Raw genomic sequence first — 17,045 nt, 5'->3', positions numbered from 1 at the left:
TACTGGGGAGGGAGGGAGCAGGCGGGTGCTGCTAACCCCCGGTGAGCCAGCCGATCAGCCAGCCAGATAGATTGGCCGGCTGGTCGGCTGGGAGTGCCAGCCACATGCTGGCAGTCCCGCCCGCCAGCCGGCCGGTCTGTTTTCGCTCTCATCAGGCGTCTGGACCTATCCGAACGATCAGGGCCTGGCGCATCTCGGGCGTCTGAACGTAGGCCCTACCGACGCTTAGCTGCTCGATGCGCTCTATGATCTGGCTTCCCTGGCCAGCGCGAATGAAGCTGGCGGCTTTGCGCGATTCTGGGTAGTTCATGCGGAAGATGATGCGGGTGCCGGCGTTGTTGAGGATCTCGGGATGAAAGTCTCCCAGGCTCTGGCTGGCGACGATGACCGCGATACCGAACTTGCGCCCTTCCTTCATGAGCCGGGGCAGCGTTCTATCCTTCGCCAGGCGGTGGGCCTCATCGAGGACGATGGCCAGGCGCAGGCGCTCAGCAGGACCCCAGTGGAACATGTCTTTGTAGAGTTTGTGGAGGAGAAAGGCGCCGGCGCTCAGTTGCAGTAGCTCTGCGTAGAGTTGGTGCAGGTCGATCACCAGGCCCGGCCCGATGAGCGAAGAGAGATTGACAGGCGGCTCCTCGGGCCGGAAGAGATCCATTTCGAGCAGCGGCCGGCAGCGAGCGGTCACATTGCCCACCTGATGCTGCTTTGCTGTCAGCTCGATGCGGTGAAAGACCTCCTGGAGGGTGGGGTAGGTCAGCTTGCTGCGTTCTTCTTTGCTCAGCTCATCTTCGAAGCCGTGGGCGTGATAGGCGTCACGAACAGCAGTGTAGATGACATCGCGCTGTATTGCTCCCAGGCCGGCGACCTGGGCGAAAATCTCCGAGATGGCCAGAGCGTTGGTGCGCCAGGCCAAGCCGGAAGCGGCACATTCGAAGGGACTGAACGGCAGGCCCCTGGCCGCGTCGAGAACGTTAGGCCGAACGCGCTGGTAGTAGCGCCCCTGGGGGTCAGCGAACTGGCCGTGGAAGTCCAACACGAGGGCCGGAACACCTTGCTGGCTTAGCTCGCCCAGCAAGTGCTCAATGGTCCACGATTTCCCCTGACCAGGGATGCCCAGAATAAAGAGATGAGGGCTGCCCTGGATGCCTGGCTTCCAGTAGATCGGTCCACCCAGCGAGCGACCGAGAGGGATGCGTAGCTGCTCGCGGTCTGTAGCGTCTGCTGTGTCTGGCTGCTTTCGCCAGACTGGCGTGGGCATGAGCAGGGTGGCGTCCTTCTCTCCCCCGTCCCGCTGAACCTGGCTATAGGGCTGGTCCTCTGCCTCGGGCAGAGAGGCAGCCTCGCCGGTTTCCGCTCCCCCAGGCTCTATCTCGCCGGCTGAAGGCCCCGGATAGGTCTCGGCGCCTTCTGAGACTGGCTCGACGCCTTCAGGGGTTTCGGCTGTGCTGCCCTCGATGAAGGGGAGTGATCGGAAGTCGCTCACGGTTAGTAGCCGAATGCGGACCCCGCCGATGTCCAGGGGTTTGCGCGGCTCGCTGTCCAGGCTGACGATATAGCCTTCGTAGAAGGGGCGAAAGTCTAGCTCGGCCTTTTCAAGCCGGGCCAGGTTGTCTAGAAAGGCCGCTTCGGCCTGGGGGTCGAAGAGCCGGTAGCGGCGAGCACGTTCGAAGTAGAAGCGCAAGACGTTGGCCAGGTAGGCGCGCTGGATGGCGCCATCGAGCTGCTGCCGATCGAAGAAGCGCTGCTGCATCATTTCGGCGGTTGCTCGCATCTGCACGGCCATATCGCTCGCCAGGCGCTCAAGTGGGACGGAGCCGCGACGCCACTTGACCTCGATGAAAGTCGCTTCGACGATGTTGCGCTTCAGAGCGATCAGTGCCAGGTCGCAGTGGTGCTCTCCGGTGGTTGGCTGCCCTGAGCCTCCGCTGGCGAAGATCCGCGGGTAAAGGTCGACGGGTAGTAGGACAGCCTGCTTAAGGCGACCCTGGCGTTCAAGCCAGGCGGCGACCACGCCAAGGCTCACGGCGGCGGCAGCGCTCGAAGGTGACTCCAGGGCCTCCAGGGCCAGGCGCCCAGAGATGGTTTTGAGGGCATGCAGCAGGCGGCTGACGCTCTCTTCCAGGCGTGAGAAGCCCAGCTCCTCCATCGCCTGAGCCAGCATCGAGGTGATTTCCTGATGCCATGCGGTGGTCACTATCATGCGGTGCCCCAGTCCCTCGGTGAACTCCGGCGAGTAGTCCAGCACGTACTTGCGAGCCACCTCCTCCAGGCCAGGCAGGTGAGGCGAGTCATAGTAATCCAGGGTGAAGAAGCGATCCAGATTAATCACCCAGTTGGCCCGCTGATGCAGCTTCTCCAGAAGGGTGCGCAGCTCCGCCGTGAGGGTGACCTGCAGTGCGGGCTGCATCTCCGTCTCTCCCTGGAGCAGGTAGCCCCCAGCCTTGAGCAGCGTGGTATGCAGGTCGATCAAGGTCTCGCTGTAGCGCGGGCCTCCAGGGTGAGGGAGAGGCTTCCCCCCACCGGTCAGGATCTGATAGCGCCAGAGAAGCGCCTTGCCTTCCTGGCTGAATTGGGAGATGAAGCGTGGCAGCAGCCCATAGAGCGAGAAGCTGCTTACCTCGCTGCTAAGCGAAGCCATTCCTTGGGTGGGAACGGCGACGATCTGTGGACGGAGCAGGTCGCTGACAATGGCCAGATGCGACTCGGGTGGCTCCTCCTCCACCTCTTGTAGTTGACGGATCGGTCGAGTGGTAGTAGCCAGAGCTGGCAGGAAAGGGTCGGTCGAGCGGCCTGAGCCAGAGAGGTGCCGACCGCCGTTCTCCTGTAAGGTGCGTGTCAGGGCCTGCAGCGCGCCGCTCTGCCAGCTTTCGCTGTAAGAGACAATCTGAAGCAGCGGCAAGGCGCCTGCCGGTCCTGTGCTGATTCCTTCCTCCTCCTCTTCCTCCTCTTTTGAGGAGGGGGCCAACCCCTTAAGAGCCTCGCCGAGTAAGGCCCCGCGGTCGGGATTGACCAGGGTCAGGACCAGCGGATCAGCGTAAGGATGCAGGCTTTGGAAGAGCCGAAGATGCTCGCTGAGACGCTCAGGGCGAATATCGCCCGGATCGGTCTTCTCAGGTCTTGCGTTGAGAAGGGTGGCGACGTCGGCGTAGCGCCGGTGGGGATCAGGGACGGCGGCGGGCAAGGCTACACCGTGGAAGAAAAGCAGATTCTGGAAGAAGATGAAGACGGTTGAGGTGGCCGCATGATAGGCGAATGGCGGTACATTGGCTGGAACAAGCAGGCGGAGCGTATCCAGGTCGATGCGGCGCCTGCGCTGCTCCTTTGGCTGATCGAGCAGGACTTCCTCCCAGGAGCTGAGCAGTCTGCTATAGCCGGCAAACCAGGCAGCACGCAGCGGATGGGTCGGCAGAATAATCAGGGCCTCTTCGACTTGGTCCTGCTTCATGAAGCGAATGAGCAGGCTGTCAACAGAGAGGGCCTGGATCAGCAAGTCGCTGTTGGCCTTGCCTGCCAGCAGCTCCTCAAGCAGCGCCTGATAGGCCTGAGCATAACGGACGGCGGCATCGGCCAGGTCGGGGCTGCTGCTCCAATCGGCCACCTCGATCACGCTGCGCCCCTCAGACTGGCGCAGGCGCCGGAAGAACAGCTCACGCTGGCGCCAGAAATGGCGCCATTGTTCGCCCTCACCGGTTGCCAGCGGGAAGGGCCTGATAGCCTCAGCCGGCACGGGGCGCAGCTCTTCAACCTCCAGAAGAAAACAGCCACCCTGAGCAGGCTCCTTAAGGATGCGCTCTTCCAGCTGCAGTAAGGTCTCGCTCAGGGCCAGGGTTAACCGATCTCTGCCGTTGAGCAGCAGGCTGAAATAAGCGAACTGGTGATGCTGCCATTGGGGCAGGCTTTCCTCCAGAATGGTCTCTCTGATCTCGCTGCCGACCTTGAGCCGGCCCCAGGGAAGGGTGGGCACTGTCTGGCGCCTGTCGCCGGTGGTAGGAGCTGGCAGGTAGCTCGGATCGGGGGACAGATAAAAGGCCAGGCTGTCTTTATAGTAGATTTCCTCCTTTTCCCCGATCCTGGTCACCAGCTCATTGCCATCCGGTCCCAGAGGGGCCACGCGCACGCAAACGGCGCTGTCGGGAGGCTCCTCATTATCAAGGTTGAGCTTGTCTAGCCTGATAGTGATGCTGCGCCGGTTCTGCGTAATGTCCTGCTCCCAAAGGCTATCGCGAAAGCCCGGCTCGCACTCCTCGGGCACGATAGCTACGCGCCAGCCACCCAGGTTGCGAGGTTTATCCGGCCTACACTTCCAGCGTACCACCATCTCGCCTTTTTCACCGTAGTAGGCGTAGAGAGCACTACCTGGCCCATAGGGCTGAGCCAGACGGCAAAAGCGTTCGACCTCTCCTTTGGGATTAATGAAAGGCACAAGCTCAAATTCGCGTAGATCGCTTTCCTCGTACTGGATGAACTGCCAGCGATCCAGCGTCAACTCAGCCTGTTCCAGAGCGCGCGACCAACTGTGGACATCGCTGAGGACGTAGCCCTGCAAGAAGCGCAGCAGCTCTCTAGCGGTGGGGGTGTCTACCTTTAGCTCCTGCACCCGCTCAACCAGGGTAGCGTCAAACTTCTTGGGCCGGGCCAGCAAGGTAGTCAGGCGCCGGTTGCGCTCAAGGTAGTTGGTAAACTCGGGCCGGGCGTCGCTGATGAGGCCGACGCGCCATAACTCCAGGCCGAGCCGCTCTGGCGTACCGTTCTGGACGCGGGCGAAGGCTGCAGCCACGAAATCCAGGCGGCGCTCGTGACTCAGGCCAGGCCAGCGGCGCAGATGGCTGAAGACCGTGCGGACTTGGGCAGCGGTTTCGGGAGAGCGTACCTGAAGGCGGTGCTGTAGCTCACGCAGCGCTGCCTCATAAAGCTGGCGCCCGTCGATGGGGGCGAAGGCGTTGGCCAGAGAGCTGGCGGTAGCATCCACACTGCCTGCGGGAATGAAGAGGCAAAAGCGTCCAGTCTTGCGGTTGCGCAGCTCGATGGCGCGGTCGGGGGGAATAAAAAGATCATCGACGGTCTGGCTCCGTTCCGTGGCCAGGATGTAAAAGAGCGTTTCCTGTTGGGCCTCCTGGCTCGTGCGTAACCTCTGGCAGAGGAGAAGGACATCCTCCAGTTCCAGAAAATCGACGCGGGCACAGTGGCCGGGACCTGCCCCCTTCAACTCCTTCAGGATCGCTTCTGTCAGCAATTCAATCTTGAGATCGCTCTGTTGGGAAAAAAGCACCATAGTTGAACCCTTTCCAGTGCAGGCTCAGTGCATCAGCCCCGTAATGTCGCCATGGTATAGGGTGCATAGGGCGGGTGAAGACGCTGGACCGTGAAGTCATCCGAGAGATCGCGAAAGATGCCCATCTGACGCAGGCGGCGCTGCATGGCGCGCAGGTTCTCCTGAGCGGCGGCAGTGTATTCGGCCCCCACAAAGGGGGCGGGTGGGCGATCGATGAGCAGGCCAAAGCGCTCGTCGAGAAAGCGCAGGAAATCTTGCAGACGGATGGGCCTAGGGCCATCACCGTTCTGCTCTTCCTGGTCGCCATTTTTCCCGTTGCTCAGGCGAGCCGCCGCAAGCTGCACGAGGACCGCCAGTAGATCGTTGGTTGGTGCATATTGCCATGACGAGCGGTATTTCAGCTGCCCGCGGAGCAAACCTTCAGCGCGTGTCAGACCTCCCGTGCTCCAGTACCAGCGCACGAAATTCTGCGTGGCTTCGCGCTGGCCCTCCTTCAAAAGGATGACCAGGCCCTCTAGATCGCTCTCGGCGCTGGCGAGCAGGTCCTCTAAATACTTTCGAGCTAACTTATTTTCTTGTCCTTCTCCTAGATCGTGATGATTGCCATTGCTATCATTTTTCGCCTCTTCGCTGTTCTCGTCAAAGATCTTGTCGATGTCCTGACGGGCCTGGGCCTCGATGTCGGCTTGGCCCTGTAGACTCAGCAGGCGTTGCAGGTAGAGAGGACCGGAGGTCTCATTCCCAAGCAAGCGTTCTATGAGAGCGCGCCGACGGATGTTTCGCTGGAGCTGTTCCACGTAGCGATGCAACTGGCGCAGCAACAGATTCGCCGACAAGAAGCTCTGGTAGGCTTCGATGTCGCGACGCACACAGGCCCGAGCCATCTCCTGACTGGGGCCGGGCTGGCCGGTGAAGTCCACATAGATGGCGGGGGGTGACGGTTCCAGCGGCTCACGCATGGCGGGAGGCAGGCTCTCTGGCTGGGCCACGAGCGCGTTCACCGCGTGGACCACCTTCAGGGTGTAGGTAAACAGTTCAAAGTTAATCAAAATCAGGAGATGGTGAATGAAAGCCGGCGTTGGCATGGTGGCGTGGTAGGCAGACATATACTGCACAAGGTCCGCTGCCAGCTCACGCGCCAGACCCGGGCAGGCACCAGTATAGCTATTTTTGTCTCGGCCCAGGCCAGGTCTGATGCTCTCGAAGCCATCGAGAAAGGCCAGCGAGAGGCGTGTGAGAGTATCCAGCTCTGTGGCGCCATCGTAACCGCCTCCTAATTGGCCGGGGGGACCGATGACAATGCCACGTCCAAAAGCATCTTTAATAAATTGACGGAGTTCTTGATCGCTTCCAAGGTAATTATGGAGTATTTGGTAGATAAAAAGATCTGTACTACGTAGACGGCTTGATTTCTCTGGAAAGCCTGGCTTGTAGCAAAGCAGGTTATAGGGAACAATAGATGTAATCTGCTCATCCTTATGGCCGCGGCCAACGCGCCCTACAGTAATCAGGGCAGTACGAACCAGCCGTTCCAGCAGGCGCCTCCTCTCAGGGCTTGCAAAACCCTCGACAGCTGGGTGCTGACTTAACTGGTCGATGTAGAAACCGATGGCACTGGGGTCGTTTTTCATGCCTGCTCGGGCACGTCCTCCCGAAAGAATAGAAAAAAACAGCAGAGGCAGAAGCAGATCGATGTCAAAATCATTCATCTCGATAGGGAGCATTTGAGGGAAGCGCACCCCGCGCAAGTCTTTCGGCAGCTTTACTTTCACGGTCGCTCTCCTTCGTGCTTACCTGAGGATCAGGCGATAGTCGTACAGACCACCTTCCCATCGCGCTGAGTCAGGTGATACAGACGATGGGCATTTTCGACCAAGACCAGATCGCGTGTCTCCATCAACAGAAGGGCGTGTTTGAAGTGGCGCAGATCCTCCAGCAGCGGCTGAAGCTCCCAGGCTTCTGGCTGCAGCCCATCGGCCAGGCGCAGCAACAGCTCGAACAGATCGAGCGAGATCTCCAGGCGTGGCATCCCCGAACGATGGCGCAGCAAGAGAAACTCTGGCAGCGTCTCAATCACTTCCTGCTGATCGCTTCCCACCGGCTCCAGCACGAACTCCTCTAGAGGGAACTGCTTCAAGATAATCAGCTGCTGCTCTTCCGAAGCCTTCACCACCACGCTGAGATAGCCGGCGGGCAGATCGGCCTCAATACCATCGGAGCGCAGGATGCCCAGAGCCAGCTTGCGGCGCGTCTCCTCCAACTGCTCCACTTCGCCCTCGAGCAGCTGCAAGTACAGCAGCGCGTAGCGGTAGGGCAACAGCTCGGGCCAGCGAACAGCCGGCAAATTGGGCAGTTTCTCTTCGTCCAGGCGCGGGCCATAAAAGTAGAGGCGCCGCTTCCAGGCTGCCAGCCACTGGCCTTCCTCCTTAAAGCGCTGTGGTGGAAGATCTCGGCCATCGGCCATCAGCTCAGCGCGCAAGAGCGCATCTTGCTGGCTCCGATGGAAATGCAGAAAGCGATCCAGATGGGGCTGAGGGAAGCGCGCCGGATCCAGCGCCCGCAGATCGCGCAGCAGCTCATCCTCCGTCTCGAGGGGAGCAAAAGCACTTTGCCAGCAGGAGCGCTCGATCAGGGTAGCCCCGCCATCCTCTCCCTGGCGAGCGGCGTGGACCTCCTGGCAGCTCAGATTGCCCGTGATCAGATAAGCCAGAGCCGAGCGCAAGTCGCGCATCGTAATATGCCGCTGATGACGCAGGTGGGTCAGCAACAGCAGGTACTCCAGACGCTGCCGAGTACGATTCTTGCGCAGCATCTGGGCATTCTGGTAAAGCGGACAGACAGCCTCAGCGGCGCAGCGCTGGCAGATTGTCCAGTGCTCTTTGGCCACCAGGCTATCCAGGACGCGCCGGAAAAGCGAGCGCTCCTCTGCGCCCGGCAGCGCCACAAAAGCGCGACGTTTCAGATCGACCAGCCAGACCGTCCGCTCGCGTAGCGAGCGATTCCGCTTCCCCTCGCGGCTCAGCTCCCTCCTCAGCCAGCTAAAGCGCTCGCCGTAGCGCTCGAAATAGTCGGCCAGGCGACCATCGTTGATAGCCACCAGCACCGTTAGCCCCCTCTCCGGCTGCTGGGACCCTTCCAGTCCCTGCAACTTGCGTGTCAGCTGCTCATCGGCGCTCAGCCCTTGATGAGCCTCCGAGGCGTCGTAACAGCTCCGGAAAATGTGGCCAGCATAGTGCAGCTCCCAGCCACTTTGATCGGCCTGACTGACCGTTGCCCCGCGCTTGATCAGCTCCTGGCGCACCTGCTCCAGAAAAGCCGTCTTGCCATCGCCGGGATTTCCCGACAAGAAAAGAGCCAGGGGGCGGCACTCCAACAAAAGCGGTAGCAACCGCCGATCGAGGGCTGTCGGAACGTAGGTCTCACGCACAAAGTCGCTGTCCAGGCCGCGATTATCGGCATTGCCGCTGGCACTCTTGCGATAAAGGCCGCGCACCTGCTCCACCCAGGGATTTACCAGGGCTGAGCGCTCCTGGACTGCCTCCAGGACCGGAGCGAGCTCCTCGGTCAAGACAACGGCGGCCAGCTCGGCCTGCGTCAGCTCCTCGAGGAAGGCAGAAGCACTTGTTGGGCGCCGAGCCGGATCAGGATCGAGGGCGCGCAGCAGAACCGTGGCCAGGCGCCGCTTATGCTCATCTTCAAGCTCCTCAGCCGAGCGCAGGAGGCGTTGCCCGCCCTCATCGTAGGTGAACGGCAAGTTGCCTGTCAGCACCTTGAAAAGCACCACCGCCGCCGCGTAGCGGTCACAGTCAGCCGGCGGGCTGGCGGCGGTCAGGGCCTCGGGCGGCAAATAGAGCGGCGTACCAGCCAGGCTACGCTCCTCGCCACGGCGCATCGCAAACCCGAAGTCTATCAGCACCGGATGATTATCGAATTCGTGCAGAATAATGTTAGCCGGCTTAATATCGCGGTGCAGGATACCATGTTCCTCCAACACGGTCAGAGCGCGCAGCAAATCGCGAGCCAGCGGCCACCAGCGTTCCAGTGGCCAGGGAAATTCCCTTTCTAGCTGCTGCAGCGTCGGACCGGGGATATACTCCATAACGATATGTGCATCTTCGTTGATCCCATGTATCTCTTTGATGGTAGGGAAATACTTGCTCTTAATACTCTCTAGAGCCTTATATTCATTTATTGCTTGATCGTAGAGATCAGCTGGATTCAGGAAGCGCTTAAGTACCTGTTGCCCCAAGCCGGGAAAGTCCCTGTAGCTTGCCAGATAAGTGCAAGCCATGGCTCCCTGGCCAAGCAGGCGATGAACGATAAAGCGTCCGTTGAGTAAGGTCTGAGGAACCTCATCCTGTCGTGGATCCTGTGCCTCGTACACCAGAGCTTCCAGGCGGCGAGCCAGCACATCGGCCGTCGGAGGCTGCTCACCCTCTGGCGGGAGCAATGCAGCGCGAAAGATCTCCAGCAGAGCAGCCGACAGAGAGGGAGTCAGGAAAGTCTGCCAGCGTGGCTTATCAGGCAGGCGGGGCGGATCATCGACTGTAGGGCGCAGTGCAGAAATAGGGGTACCGGAGAGGCGCTCAAGCAGTACCAGCGCCAGGCTAAAAGTATCCGTCTGCTGCGTTGCAAACTCATAACCAATCAGCACATCCTCAGCAGCGTACGGATCATCGACCGCGGTCTTATCCAGAGTAGCCGCGATAGACATGCCGCCGACGCGGGCGGCGTAGAAGTCGCTAAACGTCACCCGAGGAGGCTGGCCTCTTGAGAACTGTACCATCAGCGCGGCGGGCGTCAGTGCGCGGTGGAGGACGCCCTGAGCGTGGATCTGGGCCAGTCCCTTGAAAGCCTGGACTGCCATCTGCAGCTCCTGTACAAACTCCTCGCGCGTCTCTGGTAGCGGGAGAGCGCTCAAGGCGCGTCCCTCGGGAGGGACGATCGGCACCACCATAAACCTGTCCGACCAGGGGAAAGGCGTCTCCGCTCGTGGGACCAGGCCAGTTGGCTGCAGCTTCTCCAACGCCTGGTAGGTGCGTGTATAGAAGTCCTTAGCGTTTTTCCGCTCCAGCGGATCAAGATCAAGCTCATAGAGCATAACGATGCGGGGGCGATCGGCGCCAGAGACCTTCTCAACCGCTCGGCAGCGATAGAGCTTTGGACGCACCTGCTCTGTCTCCTCAATCAGAAGAGCCTCCCCAATGAGGCGGGGAATCTGAGGACGCTCGCGTAGGCCCGTCAGTGTTTTGCGCAACAGAGCATGCAGCTGACCAACCAGGGGATTACCCTGATGCTCATCCAGCTCCTGCAAGCGCTCGCAAACCTCGTCCAGAGTAAAAAGCGCCGTTGCGGCCCGCGGATCATGGATCTCCGGCTGAGCTTTGACTGAAGAGAGCAAGACAGTGCCACGCACAAAATGTTTGCCCCCCTTCAAAGAAGGGATTTTCTCCTTCAGGGAACCGGCCACGTGCTTGGCCACCAGGTCGACCTTTGCCAGCGGACTGTGCTCCGACGAGCCATCGGCCCGGAACCAGAACTCCTCATTGCCGCGCAGAGGACCCTGCCATGATTTTTCCTCGAGCACGAAGATCCAGCGCTGGCCTATTACCAGAAAATCGATCTCAAAGGATTTCCCACTCGTCGTTGGAAAGACCTTGTTACAGATCACCAGCCACGACGCGGGCAGTCCCTGGCGCAAGACCTCGGCGGCCCGCTTTTCTCCCTCGCTCGCAAAAGTACCTGTACTGATCAACTCGGCCACAGACGTGCCTCCTTATTACATTACGGGGTTAAAGAGAGGCTGGGAACAGGACTGCCAAAACCATTCCTTGTGGGATCAGCTCCTTGTTGCAGTTCAACAATACCCCCATATTGATGCAAAAGGGGCTGCCAGATTATAGCATGCTCTCCTCTCGCCGGGCAAGTGCCGCTCGCCGTCACCACCGGGTGACGCGGGCCTGGCCAGGCAGGAGGACTTGTTCAGCACCATCAGCGAAAGAGCAAGGTCCTTCTCTCTCCTGCCGGTTAAGCGACGCTGGCAGGCCAGAGGGAACCAGCTAATGGCGAGGAGCAATACCGCAAAAACCACTGGCACCCCAGCCGATAGCCACGCCGCGGACCGGCCCCTGCGCGCACAAATAGGCATAGAGCGCGCGGGCCGGCTGCACATCCTTCCAGGCCGGTTCCTTAAGCGCGAAAGGAGTCTGCGCCGTGCGCTTGCCGCCCGCGCCGTCGCCCTCAACCGTATCCACGACCAAACGACGTGCGCCACTTTCAAGGAGCAGTTCCCCGAAGGTCCTGACATCAGTAAAACGCAGACAAGGGCTAATTGTGATCTGTGTTTTTACCCCCAGAGCACTGGCCTGACGCACCAACTGCCAGCGCCGTTCCAGTGGCGGCCCACCCCCGAGATGGCGCAAATACTCCATATCGTTTGTCTCGATAGTCACCGAGAGCCAGGCATAGGGAATCTGAAGCAGCAGATCGAGATCGCGCTCCGCCAGCGGAGAGCGCGTCTGCACTACCAGCAGATCCGGCTCAGGAAAGGAGGCGAAGACCTCCAGGCAGCGGCGCGTCACCCGATAACGCCGCTCCAGAGGCTGATAGGGGTCGGTGGTCGTGCTCATAAAAATGCGCAAGCGGCTTCGTTGCTCAGGAGACATGCGACTCAGCGTCCTCTCCAGAAGAGCTGGCGCGTTGGCCTTTACCTGCACTGCCTGCCCCCAGGGAACCCCATTCCCGGCCGTCTTCCAGTTCGGCAGGAAGCGCGCATAGCAGTACTGGCCACAGGACGTCTGGCCGTAGGCGCAACCAGTATAGACCGACAGCGCGTGCGTAAACGGATAAGGAGGCGTCACCAAAAATCCCCCGCGCTGTGGCGTAAGAATACTGCTGGCCTCCACACAAGAGATATGCATGCAGTCTCTCCCTCCTCTTGAGCGCCGGCACGCCTTTTCAGAATAGCAAAGCCTCCAGATAAGTTTCTCTGTCCCTTTTAATAAAGCGGCAGAACCCCCTTGACAGCAACCCATGACATCCTCTATACTGCTAATGCACACGTGTGCAAACACCCAAGCCAGGGCGGTCCAGTTACCGATCCCCAGCAGGTAAGGAGGAACAGGAGCAGAGTGAGTAGCCCACCAGCCGGCGGTCGAGTTGCCGCTACCAGACGCTCGCGCGAGGTCTCGATTGCCGATATCGCGCGCGTGGCCGGCGTCTCCCATACGACCGTGTCACGAGCTTTGCGCGATAGCCCCCTGATCAGCGAGGAGACACGCAAGCGCATCCAGCAGTTGGCGCTGGAGATGGGCTATACGCCCAACGCTATTGCCCAGAGCCTGCAGACGCGGCGTACCAGCACCGTTGGTCTGGCGGTGACCTCGATCGCCGATCCCTTCTTGAGCGAGGTTGTGCGTGGCATCGAGGAGGTTGCGCGCTCGGCTGGCCTCAGCGTCTTCCTGAGCGCCACCCACAACGATCCCGAGCAGGAGATCGCCGTAATCGAGACCTTTCACCGTCGGCGCGTCGATGGCATTCTGGTGGCTTCTTCGCGGATGACGGGAGAATACAAGCAGCGGCTCGATCAGATTCGGGTGCCGACGGTGCTCATCAACAGCCAGGCTGAGTCGCAGTACGAGTTGCTTCACTGGGTAGCGGTGGATGATCTGGTCGGAGCCAGGCTGGCGGTCGAGCACCTGGTGGCACTCGGGCATCGCTCCATTGGCTACCTGGGCACGAATAGCCGCCCACGCTCCTGCCGCCAGCGGCTGGAGGGCTATCGGGCCGCTCTGGCCAGCGCCGGCCTGGTCCCACGTGAGGACTGGGTGACGATCATGGCCGCAGAAGAGGCCTCTCCCCAGGAGGATGTCCTTTGCGGGCGCCGCGCCCTCCCGCGCCTGCTCGAGGCGGGGGTGAGTGCGATCTTCTGCCAGAATGATATGATGGCGATTGGCGCCCTCATGGCCTGTTACCGTCGCGGCATCGCCGTTCCTCGTGAGCTAAGTGTGGTTGGCTTCGACGATATCGAGATGGCCAGCTGCGTTATCCCACCCTTGACGACGGTGCGCCAACCACGTATCGAATTGGGGCGCCTGGCGATGCAGGTGCTGCTTGATCTGCTGCATGAGCAGGAGGGGCACAACCATGTGCTTGCTCCGGAGCTGGTGGTTCGCGAGAGCACAGCCCCACCTTCGGTTCCCTCCGGCCAGGTACCTCGCGCTCAGAGGAGAGGCTAGGCGGACCAAAGGCTTGCTTGCCCAGGGCTGCCAGGTGGCGCCAGCCCGTCCCAGATCGGGGCTGTCGGCTGGTCCCTTTTCCAGCGGCCCGCGAAGCGGCCACCTGGCTCGGCGCTGGTGTGGCGGACCAAGCCTATCGGCCTCTTAACTCAGCCTTACAAGCGCTTGTCCGTAGGACAGATCAAGCAAGCGGCTTCTGGCTGATCGCGGCGCGGGAATGAGCCAGGAGGGTCTTCGAGGTGAGGTGCGAGTGGCGGGACTGGACAGGGAGGCGGGAAAGTGGCGCTCCTCTCGTTGGGGGAGATCGGTTGAACTGGTCTGGCTGGCTGGCTACCTGCTCAGTCAAAGGAGATTAGGGACCATAAGGGAGACTGGCCGATGGAACTGGAACGTTGGCGGAAAGCCTATGACCTCGTCGCGATGGGGCGCTCTTCCCTCGACCTCTACTCCAACGACATTGGAGCGCCGTTCGAGGAGATTAGAAGCTTCGCCGCCTATGTTGGCGGCTGTCCTACAAACATCTGTGTCGGCGCTCGGCGGCTGGGACTGCGCTCGGCGCTCTTAACCGCCGTCGGCGATGATCAGGTTGGCGATTTTATCCTCCACTTCCTCAGTCGCGAAGACGTGGAGACACGTTACGTGGTGCGCAAGCCCGGCTATCGCAGTAGCGCTGTAGTGCTGGGCATCCAGCCGCCCGATCGTTTTCCTCTGACCTATTATCGCGACCACTGCGCTGATATTGAGCTGACGATCGACGATGTGCTGGCAACACCGCTGGGTGACTGCCACGTTCTGCTGATTACCGGTACTGGACTGAGCAAGGAGCCGAGTCGCAGCGCCACGTTGCTGGCTGCCGAACTGGCCCGTGAGCAGGGAACGACGGTGGTCCTGGATATCGATTATCGTCCCGACCAGTGGCACGACCAGCGGGCCTTCGGCGTGGCGATCCGCTCCGCTCTGCCGCTGGTCGATCTGGTCCTCGGCACCGAGGACGAGATCAAGGCGGCGATGCTGCGCGATCCTGGGCAGGTACAGGTGACCCACTCGCAGATCTCCGACGCTCGGGTTGGCGGCGATGTCGAGGAGGCGATCCGTGCGCTGCTGCGACGAGGGCCACAGGTCCTGGTGGAGAAGCGGGGCGCTTGTGGCTCACGGGTCCACCTGGCTTCGTCTGCGGACCCATCTGACACTCCTCGCTGCCTCGAGGTGCCTGGTTTCCCTGTGACGGTCCAGAATATTCTGGGTGCCGGCGATGCCTTTGCCGCAGGATTGCTCTATGGCCGGCTGATGGGATGGGATTGGTATCGCTCCGCACGCCTGGGCAATGCCTGCGGGGCGATTCTGGTGACGCGGCATGGCTGTGCCGATTTTATGCCGACCTACGCTGAGGTGATGGCCTTTATCGAGGAGCGCGGTGGCCTCTAACCTTCATCCTCGATGGGGTCTCTGGGGCGCTGGCTGGCAGGGCCAGGCAGGAGGCTGAGGACGTCGATGCACGAGTGAAGCCAGGGGCGAGATAGGCCGTGGAGAGAGGCCTCCTCTTACCTCGCCACCTGGACTGGGCGCTATCCGTCACATCAGGTTGATTGTGAGTGAGCTGACCACCCGGAGGAGAACAATGAGCGAGCACGCTGGTCGACGCATGACGATGGCGCAGGCCCTGATCGCCTTTCTGCGCAATCAGTATGTGGAACGCGATGGCCTGGAGCAGCCCTTTTTCGCCGGCTGCTTTGGCATCTTCGGTCATGGCAATGTCGCCGGCATTGGCCAGGCCCTCCAGGAGATGCCCGATTTCCGCTATTACCAGGCACGCAACGAGCAGGCGATGGTCCATACGGCTATTGCCTACGCCAAGGTCAAGAACCGGCTGCAGACCTTCGCCTGTACCTCCTCGATCGGGCCAGGTGCCACCAATATGATCACCGGCGCGGCCACGGCCACCATTAACCGCTTGCCGGTCCTCTTGCTGCCAGGCGATTTCTTCGCCCGGCGCAATGTGGCCCCGGTGTTGCAGCAGTTGGAGTCAGAGCATACTCAGGATGTCTCGGTCAACGATTGCTTTAAGCCGGTGAGCCGCTACTGGGATCGGATTACGCGCCCGGAGCAGCTGCTGACGGCTTTGCCCGAGGCGATGCGCGTCCTGACCAGCCCGGCCGAGACGGGGGCGGTGACTCTGGCTTTGCCCCAGGATGTGCAAACGGAGGCCTATACTTACCCAGAGGCGTTTTTCTGCAAGCGGGTCTGGCATGTGCCGCGTCCACGCCCCGATCGCCGGCGACTGGAGGAGGCCGCTGCCTGGATTCGGGCCAGTGCACGCCCGCTGATTATCGCTGGCGGTGGGGTGATCTATTCCGAAGCTTGCTCTCTGCTGGAGCGCCTGGTGACCGAAACCGGCATTCCTGTGGCCGAAACGATGGCCGGCAAGGGCAGTTTGCGCTTCGATCATCCGCTCAATCTGGGGGCTGTGGGAGCAACGGGCACGTTCGCCGCGAATCGGGTGGCCCGCGAGGCCGACCTGGTCATCGGTATTGGCACACGCTATAGCGACTTCACGACGGCTTCGAAGACGGCCTTCCGCCATCCAGACGTCCGCTTCATCAATATTAATGTATCGGAGTTCGATGCGGCCAAGCATTTGGCTCTCTCGCTGGTTGGCGATGCCCGCGCGACCCTGGAGGAACTGCTGCCGCTGTTGGCGGGCTATCGGGTGCCGCGCGAGCATCAGGAATGCGCCGAGACCTTGCATCGCGAGTGGGAGGCCGAGGTCTCGCGCATCTATGGCCTGCGTCACGGACCGCTGCCTTCACAGGGGGAGTTGATCGGAGTCGTCAATGAGTGCGGCTCGCCCGATGGGATCGTCGTCTGCGCCGCCGGAAGCTTGCCAGGTGATCTACATAAGCTCTGGCGCGCCCGCCATCCGAAGCAGTTCCATCTGGAGTATGGCTATAGCTGTATGGGTTATGAGATCGCCGGCGGCCTGGGGGCAAAAATGGCTGCCCCCGAACGTGAGGTCTACGTCCTGGTCGGCGACGGCTCCTATCTGATGATGAATGGCGAGATCGTCACCTCCATCCAGGAAGGCTATAAGCTGGTGATTGTGCTCTTCGATAATCAGGGCTTCAAAAGCATCGGCTCCCTGAGTCGCTCGCTCGGTCAGGACGGGTTTGGAACACGCTACGTCTATCCCCGCAATGGAAGATTGCCCGGCGATGAGGCCGGCTCAGAGGTACTCCCCCTCCCCGTCGATCTGGCGGAGAACGCTCGTAGCCTGGGCGCTTACGTGATCCGCTGCCGCGATAGCGCCGACGTGATGTCCGCTCTGGAGATCGCTCGCTCGCTCGATCGCACAACGCTGATTTATGTGCAGTGCGACCGCTACGAGAGCGTCCCCGCCTATGAAAGCTGGTGGGACGTGGCCGTGGCCGAGGTTAGCTCCAGCCCTCAGGTCCAGGCCGCTCGCCGCGAGTGGGAGCTGATGCGCACCGAGGAACGATACTTCTTATAGTCATGGAATATGGCCGCAGCGGACGGAAGGC

7 protein-coding genes are annotated in these 17,045 nt (G+C 61.0%); 3 read left to right on the top strand and 4 right to left on the bottom strand.

Annotation, left to right across the window (positions count from 1 at the left end):
* Window positions 1–151: 151 nt before the first annotated feature.
* From ACFMO7_RS17710 to ACFMO7_RS17695, 4 genes are all read right to left on the bottom strand, one after another.
* Window positions 152–5,272 (bottom strand): ATP-binding protein, encoded by a 5,121-nt coding sequence (locus ACFMO7_RS17710; RefSeq protein WP_376796815.1) that lies wholly within the window; start codon window positions 5,270–5,272, stop codon window positions 152–154.
* 32 nt (window positions 5,273–5,304) lie between these two features.
* Window positions 5,305–7,044, bottom strand: coding sequence for a hypothetical protein (locus tag ACFMO7_RS17705; RefSeq protein ID WP_376796814.1), 1,740 nt, complete (start codon window positions 7,042–7,044; stop codon window positions 5,305–5,307).
* 29 nt (window positions 7,045–7,073) lie between these two features.
* The gene (locus tag ACFMO7_RS17700; RefSeq protein WP_376796813.1) at window positions 7,074–11,036 is read right to left on the bottom strand and encodes an NERD domain-containing protein; all 3,963 of its coding nucleotides are present in this window, start codon (window positions 11,034–11,036) and stop codon (window positions 7,074–7,076) included.
* Between the two features lie 295 nt (window positions 11,037–11,331).
* Window positions 11,332–12,192, bottom strand: coding sequence for a radical SAM protein (locus ACFMO7_RS17695; RefSeq protein ID WP_376796812.1), 861 nt, complete (start codon window positions 12,190–12,192; stop codon window positions 11,332–11,334).
* 210 nt (window positions 12,193–12,402) lie between these two features.
* Here ACFMO7_RS17695 and ACFMO7_RS17690 point away from each other — a divergent pair, with 210 nt between their 5' ends.
* The 3 genes from ACFMO7_RS17690 to iolD all read left to right on the top strand — a co-directional run bounded on the left by ACFMO7_RS17690 (window position 12,403) and on the right by iolD (window position 17,014).
* Window positions 12,403–13,509 carry a LacI family DNA-binding transcriptional regulator gene (locus ACFMO7_RS17690; RefSeq protein ID WP_376796811.1) on the top strand — a complete coding sequence of 369 codons (1,107 nt, stop codon included), beginning with the start codon at window positions 12,403–12,405 and terminating at the stop codon, window positions 13,507–13,509.
* A gap of 378 nt (window positions 13,510–13,887) precedes the next feature.
* Window positions 13,888–14,934 carry a 5-dehydro-2-deoxygluconokinase gene (iolC, locus tag ACFMO7_RS17685; RefSeq protein ID WP_376796810.1) on the top strand — a complete coding sequence of 349 codons (1,047 nt, stop codon included), beginning with the start codon at window positions 13,888–13,890 and terminating at the stop codon, window positions 14,932–14,934.
* 193 nt (window positions 14,935–15,127) lie between these two features.
* Window positions 15,128–17,014: a 3D-(3,5/4)-trihydroxycyclohexane-1,2-dione acylhydrolase (decyclizing) gene (iolD, locus tag ACFMO7_RS17680; protein ID WP_376796809.1), complete on the top strand. Its 1,887-nt coding sequence runs from the start codon at window positions 15,128–15,130 to the stop codon at window positions 17,012–17,014.
* Window positions 17,015–17,045: the final 31 nt, after the last annotated feature.

Origin of the sequence: Thermogemmatispora sp., assembly GCF_042408735.1 — a bacterium.
Lineage (GTDB): Bacteria > Chloroflexota > Ktedonobacteria > Ktedonobacterales > Ktedonobacteraceae > Thermogemmatispora.
This window is presented reverse-complemented; position numbering and strand designations above follow the sequence as displayed.

Bases quoted from the DNA above. Each gene is read 5' to 3' on its own strand.
- ACFMO7_RS17710 (WP_376796815.1), bottom strand. From the start codon at position 5,272: ATGGTGCTTTTTTCCCAACAGAGCGATCTCAAGATTGAATTGCTGACA.
- ACFMO7_RS17695 (WP_376796812.1), bottom strand. From the start codon at position 12,192: ATGCATATCTCTTGTGTGGAGGCCAGCAGTATTCTTACGCCACAGCGC.
- iolC (WP_376796810.1), top strand. From the start codon at position 13,888: ATGGAACTGGAACGTTGGCGGAAAGCCTATGACCTCGTCGCGATGGGG.
- iolD (WP_376796809.1), top strand. From the start codon at position 15,128: ATGAGCGAGCACGCTGGTCGACGCATGACGATGGCGCAGGCCCTGATC.